Annotated in this window: 11 protein-coding genes; 2 read left to right on the top strand and 9 right to left on the bottom strand. The window is 69.7% G+C overall.

Features of this window, described 5'->3' with window-relative positions; translation table 11 throughout:
• From PHA29_RS07430 to PHA29_RS07400, 7 genes are all read right to left on the bottom strand, one after another.
• Window positions 1-774 (bottom strand): vWA domain-containing protein (locus PHA29_RS07430; RefSeq protein ID WP_270848943.1); only part of this gene is annotated, 774 nt, incomplete at its 3' end.
• Between the two features lie 204 nt (window positions 775-978).
• Window positions 979-2064, bottom strand: a complete 1086-nt coding sequence (locus PHA29_RS07425; protein WP_270848941.1) for a macro domain-containing protein — start codon at window positions 2062-2064, stop codon at window positions 979-981.
• 250 nt (window positions 2065-2314) lie between these two features.
• Window positions 2315-5068 carry a selenium-dependent xanthine dehydrogenase gene (xdh, locus tag PHA29_RS07420; RefSeq protein WP_270848939.1) on the bottom strand — a complete coding sequence of 918 codons (2754 nt, stop codon included), beginning with the start codon at window positions 5066-5068 and terminating at the stop codon, window positions 2315-2317.
• Window positions 5069-5083: 15 nt separating this feature from the next.
• A complete protein-coding gene (locus PHA29_RS07415; RefSeq protein ID WP_270405382.1) occupies window positions 5084-5302 on the bottom strand; it encodes a 4Fe-4S binding protein in 219 nt (72 codons plus the stop codon).
• 165 nt (window positions 5303-5467) lie between these two features.
• Window positions 5468-8464: a putative selenate reductase subunit YgfK gene (ygfK, locus tag PHA29_RS07410; protein WP_270848938.1), complete on the bottom strand. Its 2997-nt coding sequence runs from the start codon at window positions 8462-8464 to the stop codon at window positions 5468-5470.
• A gap of 120 nt (window positions 8465-8584) precedes the next feature.
• Window positions 8585-9937 (bottom strand): putative aminohydrolase SsnA, encoded by a 1353-nt coding sequence (gene ssnA / locus PHA29_RS07405; protein WP_270848936.1) that lies wholly within the window; start codon window positions 9935-9937, stop codon window positions 8585-8587.
• A 199-nt stretch (window positions 9938-10136) separates the two neighbouring features.
• Window positions 10137-11528: a uracil-xanthine permease family protein gene (locus PHA29_RS07400; RefSeq protein WP_270848935.1), complete on the bottom strand. Its 1392-nt coding sequence runs from the start codon at window positions 11526-11528 to the stop codon at window positions 10137-10139.
• Window positions 11529-11882: 354 nt separating this feature from the next.
• Between PHA29_RS07400 and PHA29_RS07395 the strand changes: the two genes are divergently transcribed.
• On the top strand, window positions 11883-12611 hold the full coding sequence (locus tag PHA29_RS07395; RefSeq protein WP_270405386.1) for a helix-turn-helix transcriptional regulator: 729 nt from the start codon (window positions 11883-11885) through the stop codon (window positions 12609-12611).
• 131 nt (window positions 12612-12742) lie between these two features.
• Here the strand turns inward: PHA29_RS07395 and PHA29_RS07390 are convergent, their stop codons facing one another.
• Both PHA29_RS07390 and PHA29_RS07385 read right to left on the bottom strand, forming a co-directional pair.
• Window positions 12743-13120 (bottom strand): RidA family protein, encoded by a 378-nt coding sequence (locus PHA29_RS07390; protein ID WP_270405387.1) that lies wholly within the window; start codon window positions 13118-13120, stop codon window positions 12743-12745.
• Between the two features lie 258 nt (window positions 13121-13378).
• The gene (locus PHA29_RS07385) at window positions 13379-14008 is read right to left on the bottom strand and encodes a TetR/AcrR family transcriptional regulator (protein WP_270848934.1); all 630 of its coding nucleotides are present in this window, start codon (window positions 14006-14008) and stop codon (window positions 13379-13381) included.
• 186 nt (window positions 14009-14194) lie between these two features.
• Between PHA29_RS07385 and PHA29_RS07380 the strand changes: the two genes are divergently transcribed.
• Window positions 14195-16369, top strand: a complete 2175-nt coding sequence (locus tag PHA29_RS07380) for an efflux RND transporter permease subunit (protein WP_270848933.1) — start codon at window positions 14195-14197, stop codon at window positions 16367-16369.
• Window positions 16370-16396: the final 27 nt, after the last annotated feature.

Genomic DNA, 16396 nt, shown 5'->3' with positions numbered 1-16396 from the left:
GCGGCCGCGGGCCCGCATGTCCTCGTCGATGCCCGCGCGCCAGGCCGTCGGCATCGGGGCCGACGGGGCCGCCATGCGGACGTCGCACACCGCGCGCGACATCGCCTCGAAGACGACCCCGGTCCCGCGGCGATCGGCCAGGTAGTCCGCGGCGTTCTCGCGCGGGATGCCGATCCTGCCCGCCTCGGCGGCGGCGTCGATGTTCGCGCCGATGAACAGGAACTCCCATCCCTGCTCGCGATGCGACTCGATCAGGCGCCTCACCCGGTCGTAGGTGTAGCGCCGGCTCGCGTTCTCCATGCCGTCGGTCGTGATCGCGAACAGCACGCGGTCGGCGCGGTAGCCCTCCGGCTGGACGCGCTGCACGAGGTCCGTGTGCTCGATGGCCCCACCCACCGCATCCAGCAGCGCGGTGCACCCGCGGCAGCGGTACTGGGCGCGCGTGAGCGCGGGCACCTCGCGGATGTCGATGCGGTCGTGCAGCACGCGGCTCCCGTCGCTGAACAGGATGGTGGAGACCACCGCCTCGCCCGGCTCGTCCCGGTTCTCGTCGAGCATGCTGTTGAAGCCGCCGACGGTATCGTCCTCGAGCCCTCCCATGGAGCCGCTCGCGTCGAGGATGAAGACGATCTCGGTCCGGAAGTCCTCCTGCGGCCTCGCCTGCTCGGGGGCGCCGTCGCCTGCCGGGCGGGCGCCCGCCGCAGTGCGCCTCCCCTCGTCCGCGCGCCCGCTCCCCGTCGTCTTCGTCCCGTTTTTGAACTCGATCCGCTTCATGGTCTCCTCCTCGGTGTCGGATCCTTCTGACACCCTGAAGGCTACCGGGGCAGGAGCGGCGGAAGGTAAACCGCCAGGGGACATCCGCCCCCTCGCGGCGGCGGGGGCGGCGGGGCTGACCCATCTGTCATGAGACGGGGGCGCGGATGGCAGCGGGAGCCGTCACACCTGACCCATCTGTCATGAGACGGGGGCGCGGGGGCCTCAGATGGAGCCCAGCAGCTGCTCGTCGTAGGCGAACAGGGCCTCGTTGATGCGGAAGATGTCGTAGACCCCGCGGGCCACGTAGAACTCGACGATCACGTCGAACCTGCTGCTGCGCGACAGGGCGAAGCCGGCGCGGGCGAGCAGGTCGCGCAGCTCGTCCAGGGTGAGGCCGAGGGCCACGCCGAGGGCGACGGCCGTGGGCTTGGTGGGCCGGTACGCGGGGTTCGACCGGATCTTGGAGAACAGCTGGCGGCTGATGTTGGCGCGCTTGTAGACCTGCGCGTCGGTGAGGCCGCGGGCGTCGATGAGGGCGAGCAGCGTCGTCGAGAAGGACTCGTCCAGATGGTCGAGCAGGTCCGACAGGTCGCGCGGGGCCGACATCGACGCCATGGGGGCCGCGGCCGCCGGTGCGGGAGGCTCCGCGGACGCGGCCGGGGCAGGCGCCAGGAGGTCCGGGGCAGGCATCCCGGGAGCGGGGAGCGGGGGCATCTGCGAATCCGAGAGGAGGACCGCCCCCTCCTGCGGGGTCCGGCGGCGGAAGGGGCTCGCCTCCACGTAGGCGTCGTCGATGAAGGCGCGCAGGCCGTCGAGCAGGCCCGCCCCGGCGCGTATGACATCGCGGCTGAAGACCACGAGCGTCGCCTGCACGTCCTCCGCGCGCTCCAGGAAGGCGGCCGTCTCCTCCCGCGCCACCGCGAGCGCCTCCGCAGGCGGGTACCCGTAGATCCCCGCGGAGATCAGCGGGAACGCCACCGACCGCGCCCCGAGCCGCTCGACCTCGGCGAACACGCTGCGGTAGCAGCTGCGCAGGGCGTCGCGCTCGCCATGGGAGCCGCCGCGCCACACGGGCCCCACCGCGTGGACGACCCAGCGGCACGGCAGATCGAACCCGGGGGTGACGACCGCGCGCCCGGTCGGGCAGCCGCCGATGCGCGCGCAGGCCTCGGCCATGCGGTCGTACCCCGCCCCGGCGAACAGCGCCCCGCACACGCCCCCTCCGGGCGCGAGGCGCTCGTTAGCGGCGTTCACGAGCACATCCGCCTCGACGCGGGCGATGTCGTCGCGCACGATGGAAAACGGCATGGCGGGCCTCCCTCCCGATCGCTGGCACCATGATAGCGAATCGGCGGGCCGGACCGGTCGCGGCCCCGTCCGGCCGCGGGGGACGGGCGCAGCGCGGGACGCGGCCCGCCCCTGTCGCCGGACGCGAAGGCGCCCGCCGGGACCGTCCCCGGCGGGCGCCTCGATGTCGCAGGCCTGCCCCTCCCCCGCGCACGGCATCCGGAACCGCTCCCGTCCGCACGCGCATCGGCCCCGGGCGGGGCCCGGAGGGCTACCGGCTGTAGAAGGTCCCCTCGAGCGGCAGCTTGGTGCGGAACGTGCCGTCGAGCGCGTAGTACGCGCCGGCGACGGCGGGCGCCGTGGGGATCGTGGCGATCTCGCCGATGCCCTTGGCCCCGTAGCCGACGGGCAGAAGCTCGTCCTTCTCGACGTAGATCGCGTCGATATAGGGGATGTCCGTGGAGCGGAACAGCCCGAGCGTGCCGAACTTCGCCTGGGGGACGCCGTCTTTCAGCGGGAAGTCCTCGGTAAGCGCGTAGCCCATGCCCATGAGCACGCCGCCCTCGATCTGTCCCTGGATGGCGATGGGGTTCACGACCTTGCCCGAGTCATGCGCGGCGTGGACCTCGGTCACGCGGCCCTCGTCGTCGAGGATGACGACGTGCGTGGCGTAGCCGTATGCCACATGGCTCTTGGGGTTGGGCACGTCGGCGCCCAGCTTGTCGGTCTTCTCGAGGTACTCGTAGGAGAACTCGCGTCCCTCGAGCTCGGCCAGCGAGGTGGTCGGGTCCGCGGGGTGCACCGCGGAGCCGGGGCCCTGGTAGGGCGTGCCGTCCGCGTACTCCACGATGAAGCCGTCGCCGTGGGCGACCACGGGCTCAGTCGGCACCTCGTCGCCCGCCTCGGCGGCGAGCATGGCGTCGCGCAGCAGGAAGGCGGCGCCGCGCACGGCCTCGCCGGTGATCAGCGTCTGGCGCGAACCGGAGGTCGTACCGGAGTCCGGCGCGTTCTCGGTCGAGCACTCGCCGTTGGCGATGCAGGACAGCGGCAGCCCCGTCGCCTCGGCGACGTCCTGCAGGAAGACGGTGTTGCAGCCCTGGCCGATGTCGGAGGTCGCCGAGTACACCACGGCGCGCCCCTCCTCCACGCGGATCTTGCAGCGGCCCGCATCGGGCAGGCCGACGCCCACGCCGGCGTTCTTCATGGCGCAGGCGATGCCGGCATGGCCCGGATGGGCGTCGAAGACGTCCTTCACGGCGAGCAGGGTCTCCTTGAGCGCCGTGGAGCAGTCCGCGATCTGGCCGTTGGGAAGCACCTCGCCCGGCTCGATGGCGTTGCGGTAGCGGATCTCCCACGGGCTGATGCCGACCTCCTCGGCCAGCAGGTTGATGAGCATCTCGAGCGCGAACTCGCTCTGGCACACGCCGAAGCCGCGGAACGCGCCGGCCGGCGGGTTGTTCGTGTACCAGCCGTATCCGCGGATGTCGGTGTTCTGGTAGCGGTACGGGCCGACCGAGTGCGTGCAGGCGCGCTCGAGCACCGGGCCGCACAGCGACGTGTACGCGCCGGTGTCGAAGTTGATCTCGCAGTCGAGGCCGACGAAGATGCCGTCCTCGTCGCAGCCGAGCGTGAACGTGCCCTCCATGGCGTGGCGCTTGGGATGGAAGTTGATGGACTCCTGGCGCGTCATGCGGCACTTGACCGGGCGGTCGACGGCCATGGCGGCGAGCGCCGCCAGATGCTGGACGGACACGTCCTCCTTGCCGCCGAAGCCGCCGCCGACGAGCATGGTCTCCACGACCACGCGCTCGGGCGTGGCATCCCAGCCGAACATGTGGGCGATCTCCTTGCGGGAGTCGTAGGCGCCCTGGTCGGTCGAGCACACCTTGACGCCGCCCTTGTAGGGGAAGGCCACGGCGCACTCGGGCTCCAGGAACGCGTGCTCGGTGAACGGCGTGCTGAACGTGCGCGTCACCTTGTGGGCGGCACCCGCCAGCGCGGTCGCCGCGTCGCCGCGCACCACGTGGCGCTGCTGGCAGATGTTGTTCTCGAGCTCGACCCAGTTTCCGAACGCGAGGAACCTGTCGTGCAGCCTCGGGGTGCCCTCGGCGCGGGCCTCGTCGATGCTGCGCACCGGATCGAGCTCCTCGTAGGTGATCTTGACGAGCTTCTTGGCCCGCTCGCAGGTTGCCATGTCCTCGGCGACCACGAGCGCGATGGCGTCGCCCACGCAGCGCGTGATGTCGCCCTCGGCGATCATGACGTCCCAGTCGTAGATGAGGTGGCCGACCGCGTTCACGGGAACGTCGGCCGCCGTGAGGACCGCGAGCACGCCGGGCAGGGCGCGGGCCCTGTCCGCATCGATCTTGACCACGCGGGCGCGCGGGTACTTGGAGCGCACCGCGCTCGCATAGGCGAGGTCGGGGAAATCGGTCTCGTCGATATCGTCGGGGTACTTGCCGTAGCCGAGCACCTTGCGGCGCACGTCCACGCGGAAGGCGCGCTCGCCCACGCCGTACCTGTCGCCGCGCTCCAGCTCGGGATCGATCTCGGCGTCGCCGCGCAGGATGGCGGCGGCGAGGGCGATGCCCTCGATGATCTTCTTGTAGCCGGTGCAGCGGCACACGTTGCCCTTGATGGCCTCCTTGATCTGATCCTCGGTGGGATCGGGCACGTGATGGACGAGGCCGGCGCCCGCCATCACCATGCCGGGGATGCAGAAGCCGCACTGGACGGCGCCCACGGCTCCGAACGCGTAGACGAACGCCTCCTGCTCGCGCGCGGGCAGGCCCTCCACGGTCACGATGTCGCGACCGGCGGCGAGCTCGGTCGTGAGCACGCAGGCCTTCACGGCGCGGTCGTCCACGAGCACCGTGCAGGTGCCGCAGGCGCCCTCGGAGCAGCCGTCCTTCGCGGAGTGGATATGCAGGTCGTCGCGCAGGTAGCGCAGCAGGGGCTTCTTCTCGCCCACCGTGCGCTCGACGCCGTTGACGGTGAAGGTGTAGCTCACCGGTTGCTTGGCCATGGTTCACGCTCCTTCCTACAGCGCGGGCGCGGCGGCGAAGATGCCGAACGCGTCGCGGATCACATGCTTGGGGCACTTGGTCGCGCACATGCCGCAGCTGATGCAGCGCGTGTAGTCGATGACCGCCTGCTTGTCGACCACCTGCATGGCGCCGCAGGGGCAGACGCGGGCGCACATGCCGCAGCCGATGCACCCCTGCGCATCGACGGTGATCTGATGGGTGGTCTCGGTCATGGGACCCTCCCCTCCCTTTCCTTCGCAGTCCTGCCATCGGGGACGGGCGCGGATGGCAGGGCGGGGACCGTCCGGCGGGTGCCGTTCCCGCCGCCTGCCATCCGTACCCGTCCCCGGTGGCAGGGAGAGGGCGGCCCCGCCGTACGCGGGGCCGCCCCGCGCTCGCTATACGAACAGGTAGCCGTAGGAGTCGCGCACCGCGGCGATGGTGCGGCGCACGTCCTCGGGCACACCGCAGCCGGCGTCGTCCACGTCCGCGACGCGGATCTCGCCGCCCAGGCGCACGGAGAACTTCCCGTCGGCAAGACGCATGAAGCCGTCGTTCTCGGAGGCGAGCATGTCGTCGCCGCTCCAGAACAGCGTGAGCTTGTCCTTGTAGGGGCGGCCGGTCTCGTACGGGCAGAACACGGCGCAGTTGCCGCACTCGTTGCACATGCCGTCGACGTGCACGACCTGGTGCTTGGCCAGGCCCGGCACCTCGATGGCGACGTTGGCGCGGTTGGGGCACACGTCGCAGCAGACCTCGCAGACCGCGGCGCAGCCCAGGCAGCGGGTGTGCGTGCAGTTCGCCGTGTCGCGGCAGAGGCTGCCCTTCTTGGCGACGGCCGCGTCGACGTCGAGCTGCTCGTTGGCGTCCGCATAGCGGTTGAAGTCGACGCCCGCGATGGCGCGCGCGACCTCGGCGGCGTCCGCGATGGCCTCGACGACCGTCGCGGGACCGCGGCGGCAGTCGCCCGCGGCCCACACGCCCTCGACGCCGGTGGCGACGCCGGCGGGACGGCCGCGGCGGTCGACCTCGACGCCGGCACCCTCGTAGAGCGAGGCGTCGATGCGCTCGCCCACCGCGCAGATCACGGTGGTGGCGGGCACGGTCACGGTCTCGCCCGTCGGCTCGGGCGCGCGGCGGCCGGAGGCGTCCGGCTCACCGAGCTTCATGACGTTGCAGGTGAGCTGGCCGTCGACGAGCGACGCCGGGGCGAGCAGCTCCATGAACTCGACGCCGTCGGCGAGCGCGAGGTCGAGCTCCTCCTCGTCGGCGGGCATCTGGGCCTTCGTGCGGCGGTACACCAGGCGCACGTTCTCGACGCCGGGGATCCGCTTGGCGGCGCGGGCGGCGTCCATGGCGGTGTTGCCGGCGCCGACGACCACGACGTCCGCGCCGAGGCTCAGGGTCTCGGGGGCCTTCTTGGCGGCCTCGAGGAACTCGAGGACGTCCATCTCATCGCCCTCCGCCAGACCGGCGGAACCGGGCAGCCAGGCACCGGTCGCCACGACGACGTCGGTGTAGCCGGCGGCCTTGAGCGCGTCGACGGACTCGACGCGGGCGTTCAGCTCGACCTCGACGCCGAAGGCGCGGCAGAGCTCGACGTCGGCGTCGATGTCGGCGCTCGCGATGCGGAACTCGGGGATCACATGGCGCACGATGCCGCCCAGGGAGTCCTTGGCCTCGAAGATGGTGACGGGCACGCCGGCGCGCGAGAGGAAGAACGCCGCGGCCAGGCCGGCGGGGCCGCCGCCCACGACGGCGACCTTCTTGTCGGAAGCCACCTCGCCCGCCTGGGCCTGCAGCTTGGGCAGCACGGTCGCGAACGCCTCGCGCGCGGCGCGCAGCTTGCTCGCGCGGATCTGGGCGCCCTCGGGCTCGTAGAAGGCGCGCTCGCAGCCCTTGCCGCACGGATGCGGGCAGATGGTGCCGGTGATGTGCGGCAGCGCGTTGCGCTCGATGATGATGGAGAGCGCGTCCTCGAAGCGCCCCTCCTCCACGGCGGCCAGGTAGGCCGGGATGTCCTGGGAGATCGGGCAGCCGGTGCGGCAGGGGGCGGTGAAGCAGTCCATGAGCGGCACGCCGCCGGGGACCTTGGCGGAGGGCAGCTTGCGCAGCGGGTTGCGGTACAGCGGGTTCACGAGCGAGTCCGCCTGGATCTTGGTCACGGCCTCGAGGGAGACGCCGGAGAACGGCTTGCCGTCAAGATCGGCGAACTCGCCGGCGATCTGGCTCATGCGCTCGTAGCCGCCGGGCTTGAGCACATCGGTCGCCAGGGTGATCGGCCAGATGCCCGCGTCGTACAGCGAGCGGATGTTGTAGATGGTGGCGCCGCCGGAGTAGGAGATGCGCAGGCGACCGTCGAACTGCTCGGTGATGCGGCGCGCGAGCTCGATGGTGAGCGAGAACAGCGTGCGGCCGCTCATGTACATCTCGTCGCTCGGCAGCTCGCCGCGGGTGACATCCACCGGGAAGGTGTTCGTGAGCTTGACGCCGAAGTCCAGGCCGCGCTCGGAGGTGAGCTCGATCAGGCGCTCGAACATCGGGACGGCGTCGGCCCACTGCAGGTCCTCGAGGAAGTGCCTGTCATCGAAGGCGATGTAGTCGAATCCGAGCTCGTCGAGGCGCGCGCGGGCGAAGTCGTAGCCCAGCAGCGTCGGGTTGCACTTGATGTAGGTGTTCAGGTTCTTCTCGGTGATGAGATAGGTCGCGATGCGCTCGATCTCGTCGGGCGGGCAGCCGTGCAGGGTGGACTCGGTGATGGAGTTCGAGACCCGCGCCGGGATGGATTCGACGAAGTCGGCGTCGACGTTCTGGAAGCGGTCGAGGTTGGCGAGCGCCCACGCGCGGCACTCGGCCCAGACCTCGGAGCCGCTCGCATCCTTCATGCCCTCGATGTAGGCGTCGACCTTGGGGCTCTTGATGCCCTCGAGGTCGTAGCCGACGCTCATGTTGAACACGAAGCCGTCGGGCGAGCCCAGGCCGTACTCGCGTGCGATCAGGTGGCAGGCGAACCACGCCTTGACGTACTCGGCATAGGCCTGCGGCACCTCGAGCTCGGTGGACCACTCGCAGTTGTAGCACTCGTCGGCCGCGGTGATGCAGGGCTTGTTCACGCAGGCGGACAGCTCCTCGCCGTCCATGATCTGCACGGTCTTCAGCTCGAAGAAGCGCGAGCCGGCCACGTAGGCGGCGATGATGTTCTGCGCGAGCTGCGTGTTGGGGCCGGCGGCCGGGCCGAAGGGCGTCTCGATCCTCTCATCGAAGATGGGGAGCGCGCCCTCCTTGTCGGCGGTCACCATCTTGCGGACGCCGAAGATCGAACCGGACTCGTCGTGCTCGGTCATCACCCAGTTCATCAGCTTCGAGAACGGAATGGGCCTCATGATGTCGCTCATTGTCATATCCCCTCTTATATTGGTTGGATGGGGACGGGTTCCATCCAACCCCTTCCTCACTTCAACGGGTTGGATGGGGACGGGTTCCATCCAACCCCTTTTGCGGCACCCGATCGGCGCCTAGTAGACGCGGTCGTTGAGCGCGCCCCAGAGCTTCTTGGACTGCTCCATGGTCCAGGCGTTGATGCGCTCCTCGTCGAAGGCGACGAACTCGCGGTCGCGATAGAGGACGCGGCCGTTGACGATCGTGGTGCGGCAGTTCTTGCCCATCATGCCGAACAGCATGTGGCCGTCGACGTTCTCCTCGGAGAACGGCGTGAACTTGTTGTAGTCCATCACGATCACGTCGGCGGCGGCGCCGGGCGCCAGCACGCCGATCGTGCGGCCGAAGTACTCGCTCGCCATGGCAGGGTTGTTCTGGAAGAGCATCGTCATGGCCTCGCCCCAGCCCACGTTGGGCATGGCGGCGTTGTGGCGCTGGATGACGAGGAAGACCTTCAGGCTCTCGAGCATGTCGTGCGTGTAGGCGTCCGTGCCCATGTGCACGGGGATGCCGCGGCGGAAGAACTCGAGCACCGGCGCGCAGCCCACGGCGTTGCCCATGTTGGACTCGGGGTTGTTGACGATATGGGTGCCGGTCTCCTTGATGATGTCCATCTCGGCGGGCGTGACGTGGATGCAGTGGCCGAGCATGGTGCGCGGGCCCAGCAGGTCGTGCTGCAGCAGGCGCTCGATCGGCGAGATGCCGCCGCGGTTCAGGCGGCTGTCCCAGACGTCGTTCATGCCCTCGCACACGTGGATATGGAAGCCGGTCAGGCCGTCGTTGGCCTCGGCCATCTTGTCCATCGTCTCGTCGGACAGGGTGAAGGTGGCGTGGCCGCCGAACATGGCGGCGATCATGGAGTCGCCCTCGGCCTGGGCCTTGGCAGCCCACTGCGCGAACTCGGCGTTCTCGGCGATGGACTGGTCGCGCTTGGCCTCGCCGCGGCGGTCGGAGGTCTCGTAGCACAGGCACGCGCGGATGCCCGTCTCCTCGCAGACGTCCTTGATGGCGAACAGCGAGCCGGGGATCTCGCAGAAGCTCGCATGGTGGTCGAAGATCGTGGTCACGCCGTCGCGCAGGCTCTCGAGCACCGTGGCGTAGGCCGAGGCGCGCGTGCCGTCGAGCGTGAGGTTGTCGTCGATCTTCCACCACTGCTGCTCGAGGTTCTCGAGGAAGTTGGTGGGGTTGCAGCCCTTGATGGCCAGGCCGCGGGCGAGACCGGAGTAGATGTGGGTGTGGCAGTTCACGAGCCCGGGCATGATGACGCCGCCGTGGGCGTCGATGTACTCGGCGTCCGGGTTCAGGCGCTTGAGCTCGTCCTCGTCGCCCACCGCGGCGATCGCGTCGCCGTCGATGAGCACCGCCCCGCGCTCCAGATACGGACGCGCCTCGTCACGCGTGACGACGGACCCGTTACCAACGATCAGCATGGGTTCTCCCTTCGTCGTCTAAGGCGGGGTTTAGCACCTCGGACTGTTGTCGGCGGCGCGCCGGATCCCTCCCGGCTGACGGGCACCTCCCCCGCCGTACGCCGTTCGCGCCCCGAACGGGGCGCATCCGCGGCGGTCCCGCCGCCGCGTCACGCGCCGTCCGCCGGGCCGCGCTCGCCGCCCGGCGGACGGCAGGTCGCTACTTCTTGTGGTCAGGCAGGACCATGGCCACCGCCGCCTCCTTCGCGGCGTCGACGTGACGGTCGACCGGCGGGGTGGGCGGAAGGATCAGGTTCAGGATGATGGCCATGATGGCGCAGGGGGTGATGGCGTTGGAGCCGATGACCGTGGAGATCCAGCTCGGCATCCCCTCGCCCGCCAGGCATCCGGAGGCCATCCAGATGCCGAGGCCGAACACGACCGAGGTGCCCACGATGGTCGCGGTGCGCTGGGTCAGGCCCTCCTTGGTGAACATGCGGATGCCGTTCATGGTGATGGTGCCGAACACGCCCACGGTCGCCCCGCCGATCACCGGCTGCGGGATGGCGGTGAGCAGGGCGGAGAGCTGGGGGAACAGGCCCGCGAGGGCGAACACCGCGGCGACCAGGACGAAGACCCACTTGTTGATGACCTTGTTGGACGAGATGATGCCCACGTTCTGGCCGAGGGCGCTCGTGGGCAGGCCGCCCAGGAAGGCGGAGATGATGCTCGTGATGCCCTGGGAGACGATGGCGCCGGAGAGCTCGCGCTCCTCGGGCATGCGGTCGATGGAGCCCAGGCACGCGGCGGACACGTCGCCGATGACCTGGATCGCCACCATGGGGTAGACCACCGCCAGGGTGATGCATACCTCGGGATGGAACTCGAGGGCGTAGGGCATGAGCTTGGGCAGGGCGAAGACGCCCGCGGTGCCCACGCTCGAGAAGTCGAGCATGCCGAACGGCGCCGACACCAGGATGCCCACGACCATGCCGAAGAAGACGCTGCCGAGCTTGAGCGTGCCCTTGGTGAAGTTGGACAGGAAGAACACCACCGCGAAGGTGATGAGCGCCACGATCCAGCTCGCCGGGGTTCCCCAGATGGGGGTGCCCTCGCCGCCCGCCATGTACTTGACGGCGGTCGGGTACAGCGACACGCCGATGGTGAAAATCACCGTACCGGTCACGACCGGCGGGAAGAGGTTCTTCAGCTTGCTGTAGAACAGGCCGAACAGGATCGCCGCGGCGCCGCCGACGATCTCGCCGCCGAGCAGGGACCCGAACGAGAAGTCCGCGCCCATGGCCTGCAGGGCAGGCAGGAAGGCGAAGGAGACGCCCATCACGATGGGCAGGCCGCCGCCGATGCGGCGGAACGGCGCGAAGGCCTGCAGCGCGGTGTCGATGGCGGACAGGATGAGGGCGACCTGGATGATGTCGGTGCGCGCCTGGGCGTCCCAGTTATAGACCGACGCGATGATGATCGCCGGGGTGATGATGCCCGCGAAGGACGCCAGCACGTGCTGGAGGCTGCAGGGCAGCATGTCCTTGATCGGGGGCATGCCCTCGCGCGTGAACAGGGCGTCGTGCGAGGGGGCCGAGGAGCTTCTTGCCATATCTACCACAGCTTTCTTCCGGCTGCCGGCACATGCCTCCGGCAGCATTCCCGTTGGGTAAATCCTAAGATAGAAAATTATCGTATTCAATAATAATTTTTTAGCACGGTGTACGACATGGGAAACTCCTTGGCGTTTTCGCAGGTAGCACGTCCAGCGTAGAACAACCGCGCGAGGGGTTCGGAAAGAAAAACCGTTCACCGGCCGATTTCGACCGCCCGCAACGGGCCGATCCGACGGACGGCGGGAGCCGCCGGGAGACGGCGGCGGAGGTATGGCTATAATCGAGACGGCGCAGTAATGAGAAAATGTTATCGCTGCGTCGAAGACCCGGTAGAGCTGCAGGGAGGAACCGTGAACCCCACCGTCGAGAGCTTCATCCCCTTGGTCGACTTCCTCGAGGCGGTCCTGGGGGCGAACAACGAGATCGTCCTGCACGACTTCTCCGACCCCGATCACTCCGTCGTGGACATACGCAACGGCCAGGTGTCAGGGCGCTCCCTCGGCGCGCCGGCGACCGACCTCGCCGTGAAGATCATGAACGGCGCCTACGCCGACCGCCCCTTCATCGCCGGCTACACCACCCGCAGCGCGGGCGACAAGACCCTGCGATCCGCCTCGTTCATCATCCGGGAGGAGGGGCGCTGCGTCGGCATGATGTGCATCAACAGCGACGTCTCGCTCATCAACCGGCTCGACGACGTGGTCCGCAAGATCGTTGAGACCTACGGAAGGCTCCCCGCCGACCCCAAGGCGGGCGACGACCGGGCCCCCGCGGCGGGCGCCCCGCGCGCTGAGGGCCCCGAGCTGCCCGCCGCCCTCCCCTCGGTCATCGCGGCCCACGAGGTCGAGAGCCTGACCGATTCCACGGCGGACCTCATCGCCCGCAACATCGAGGATCTGGTCGAGCAGCGGGGGCTCGTCCTCGCGGAGCTCGGGCAGGCGGAGCGCATCGACATCATCCGCACGCTCAACGCCAACGGCATGTTCCTGCTCAAGGGCGCCGTGGCGAGCTGCGCGGAGACCATGGGGATCTCCGAGCCGAGCGTCTACCGCTATCTGCAGAAGGTGCGCAGGGAGTAGCGCCCCTCACGGCCCTGCGGCGCGCGGCGGCCCCCATCCGGCCCCGTCCGGCCCCTGGAACGACGAAGCCCGGTGCCCCCTGAGGAGGGCACCGGGCTTTCGCTACCGGATCGGTTCCGCCGCGCGGGGCGCTAGACGGATGCGATGACCTCGATCTCGACCAGGCCGCCGGCGGGCAGGGCGCCCACCTGCACCGCGCTGCGCGCGGGGAACGGCTCGGTGAACTTGGAGGCGTACACCTCGTTCACCTTCGCGAAGTCGGCGATGTCGGCCAAAAAGACCGTGGTCTTGACCACGTTGTCGAAGGTCGCGCCCGCCTCGGCGAGCAGCGCCTCGACGTTGGCGAGGGACTGGGCGGCCTGCGCCTCGACGCCCTCGGCCAGCGTGCCCGTGGCGGGGTCGATGCCCAGCTGCCCGGACAGGAACACCAGGTCGCCCGTCTTGATGCCGGCGGAATAGGGACCGAGGGCGGCAGGGGCCTTATCGGATGCGATGACGTTCTTGTCCATGCTTGCTCCTTTGCGATAGACGGGATACCGGACGATGCCGCGACGGGCGCCGGGGTCCGGAGGCATACGGGACCCCGGCGCCCGTCGGCTGCGGGGCCCGGAGGCACGAACGGCCCCGACGCTTGCGCGTGGCCCCGATGCTAGCTCAGCCGACCAGGGGGTGCAAGGCACGGGACAGAAATGATAATAATTTTTCCTCGAATGCTCTCACAGCAGCCGCGAGCGGAGGGGAGCGCCGCGGTCGCGGCCCCGGCCGGGCTATCCGGCGTCCCGCACGGCGGCGATCAGCGCGTCGGTCTGCTCGACCATCCACTCGACGTCCTCCGCGCATCCGCCCTCGATCCAAGCGCGCGCCATGCCGACCGCGCCGCGCGCCGCGAACTCGATCCGGTACTCCAAGATCCGCTTGCGCTCCCCGGTGTCCGCGTCGCCCCGCCCGGCTTGCTCCGACCAGGCGTCCAGGCAGCAGGAGCGCACCACCGCCACCGCGTCGCCGAAGAAGGCCTCGTTGGACCCCTGCCCGAACACGAGCGTGAAGACCTCCCGGTTGTCGCGGAAGTACTCGTACACCGAGCGCAGAAAGCCGCGGGCGCCCGAGGTCATGAGGTCCCCCGCCTGCTCGGAGGCGACGTTGGCGAGCGTCATCCTGAATTCGGCGCGCATGGCGTCGAACATGTCGTAGACGTCCTGGAAGTGCGCGTAGAACGTCGAGCGGTTCACGTCCGCCATCCGCGTGAGCTCCGTGACGGTCACGCTGCTTAAGGGCCGGTCCCGCAGCAGCGTCGCGAGCGCGGCGTAGAGCGCCTCGCGCGTCCGGCGCGTCCTGCGGTCGAGCCTGTCCATCGCCGGGCTGTGCCACCACGCCGGCGTCTCGAACCCCCGCTGCATACCGTCTCCTCCCCTTCTGCACAAAGGCTGCATGGGACCGCCCGCCAATCCGGCGCCCGAGCGACGGGTACGCGACGCACGGGGCCGCAGATGTCGGGTATCCGACGAGGGGGCGGTCCATTGGTGATTGCGTAATCATACCTCAAACACAACACTTGTCGATAAACGAACAAGTGAGGTGAAACTATGGGAAACCAAAACGGGAACGGGCCCGCGGCGCTCAGGTTCAGCCGCGCGCTGCTCGCCCATCGGACCGCGGTCATCTGCGCGTTCGCGATCGCCACCGTCGCCGCCGCCCTGTGCGTGCCCCGCGTGGCGGTCAACTACAGCATGACCGACTACCTGCCGCAGGACACGCCGTCCACGCGGGCGCTCGACCAGATGGAGGAGACCTTCGGCGCGGGCGTCCCCAACGTGCGGCTGTACGCCCGCGGCATCGACCTCGCCGCCGCAGACGGCCTGGCCGACGCGCTCTCCCGGACGGAGGGCGTGGACGAGGTGATGTGGCTCGGCACGCAGGTCGACGTGAAAGAGCCGCTCGAGGTCGCGGACGCCTCCGCGGTCCAGGCGTGGAAGACCGACGACGGGTTCCTCTTCCAGCTGGTGGTGGACGAGCGCGACGGCCAGGACAACGTCGCGCGCGTGCGCGCCGCGGCGCGCGACGCAGGCGCCGACCCCGCGCTGTCGGGCAGCCTGGTGAGCACCGTCGCCATGCAGCAGTCGGCGTCGAGCGAGGTGAGGCTCATCCTCGCCGCGGCCGTGGCGATCGTGGTCGCCATCCTGCTCGTCACGTCCCACTCCTGGTTCGAGCCGGTCGTGTTCCTCATCCCCATCGGCGTGGCCATCGTGCTCAACATGGGGTCGAACATCTTCATGGGCGAGATCTCGTTCGTGAGCCAGATCTGCGGCGCGGTGCTGCAGCTCGCCGTGTCCATGGATTACGCGATCGTGTTCCTGCACCGCTTCCGCTCCATGCAGCTCACGTTCGACGACCCCGTGGAGGCCATGGCCCACTGCATGCAGCGCAGCTTCACCATCGAGCTGTCGAGCGCCTCGGTCACCTTCTTCGGCTTTTTGGCCCTCACCGTCATGCGCTTCGGGATCGGCGTCAACCTGGGCATCGTGCTCGCGAAGGGCATCGTCTTCAGCTTCCTGTCGGTGATCTTCCTCATGCCCTGCCTCATCCTGCTGTGCCTGCCCGTCCTCGACCGCTTCGAGCACCCCTACCTCGTGCCGTCGCTCGACGGGTTCGCCCGCGGCATCCAGCGCGTCGCCGCGCCCGTCGCGCTCGCGATCGCGCTCATCGCCATCCCCTGCTACCTGGGCGAGGGGCGCACGGACTTCCTGTACGGGCCCGGCGACGCGGTCCCCGCCGACAGCGAGGCCGGCCGCGAGGACGCGAGCGTGCGCGAGGCGTTCGGCGCCGCCGAGACCTGGGTCGTCATGGTCCCCGAGGGCCGCTGGGCCCAGGAGCAGGCGCTCGTCCGGGACCTCGAGGCGATCGACGGGATCGACGGGGCGACCTCCTACGTCACCGTGGCGGGCGCCGCCATGCCCGTCGAGGTGGTGCCCGCAGACCAGCTCGACCAGGTGATCTCGGGGGGCTGGTCGCGCATCGTGCTCACCACCGACGTCGAGGGCGAGGGCGAGGCGGCCTTCGCGCTCGTCGAGCGGGTGCGCGATGCCGCGGCGGGGCGCTACGGCGACGACTACCTGCTCGCGGGCAACGCCGTTTCGATCTACGACCTCAGGGACACCGTGCACCAGGATTCCGCACCGGTGAAGTTCTTCACCGTGGCCTCCATCGGCATCGTGCTCGCCATCATGTTCCGCAGCCTGTCGATCCCCGTGCTGATCCTCGCCGCCATCGAGGTGTCCATCTGGATCAACCTCGCCGTGCCCTACTTCGCCGGAAGCTCCCTGTCCTATATCGGCTACCTGGTCATCGACTCCGTGCAGACCGGCGCCGCCGTGGACTACGCCATCGTCCTGGCGCGCGAGTACTTCGACCGGCGCCGGCACGAGGGCCCCGCCGACGCCTCGCGCGACGCCGTCGCCTCCGCGGGCGTGCCCATCGCGACGAGCGCCTCGATCCTGGTGCTCGCCGGCCTCATGATCCGCCTCATCTCCACCAACGGGATCATCTCCCAGCTCGGCACCCTCATCTTCCGCGGCGCCCTCATCTCGGGCGTGATGATGTTCCTCTTCCTCCCCTACCTGTTCCGCCTGTTCGACGGCCTCGTGCGGCGGACCTCCTGGCATCTCGCGGTCTGGCGGCCCGGCGACGGCGCCGGACGGTCCCCGACAGGCGAGGCCCCCGGCCGCGGCGACGGGGCGGAGACGGCCCGCGACTGCGGCTGACCGCCCGCGGCGGCCGGCGGGCGCCCG

It is taken from the genome of Candidatus Collinsella stercoripullorum, assembly GCF_027669965.1.
GTDB classification, from domain to species: Bacteria; Actinomycetota; Coriobacteriia; order Coriobacteriales; family Coriobacteriaceae; genus Collinsella; species Collinsella stercoripullorum.
Note: the sequence above shows the minus strand (reverse complement) of the source record. Positions and strands in the feature narration are given on the sequence as shown.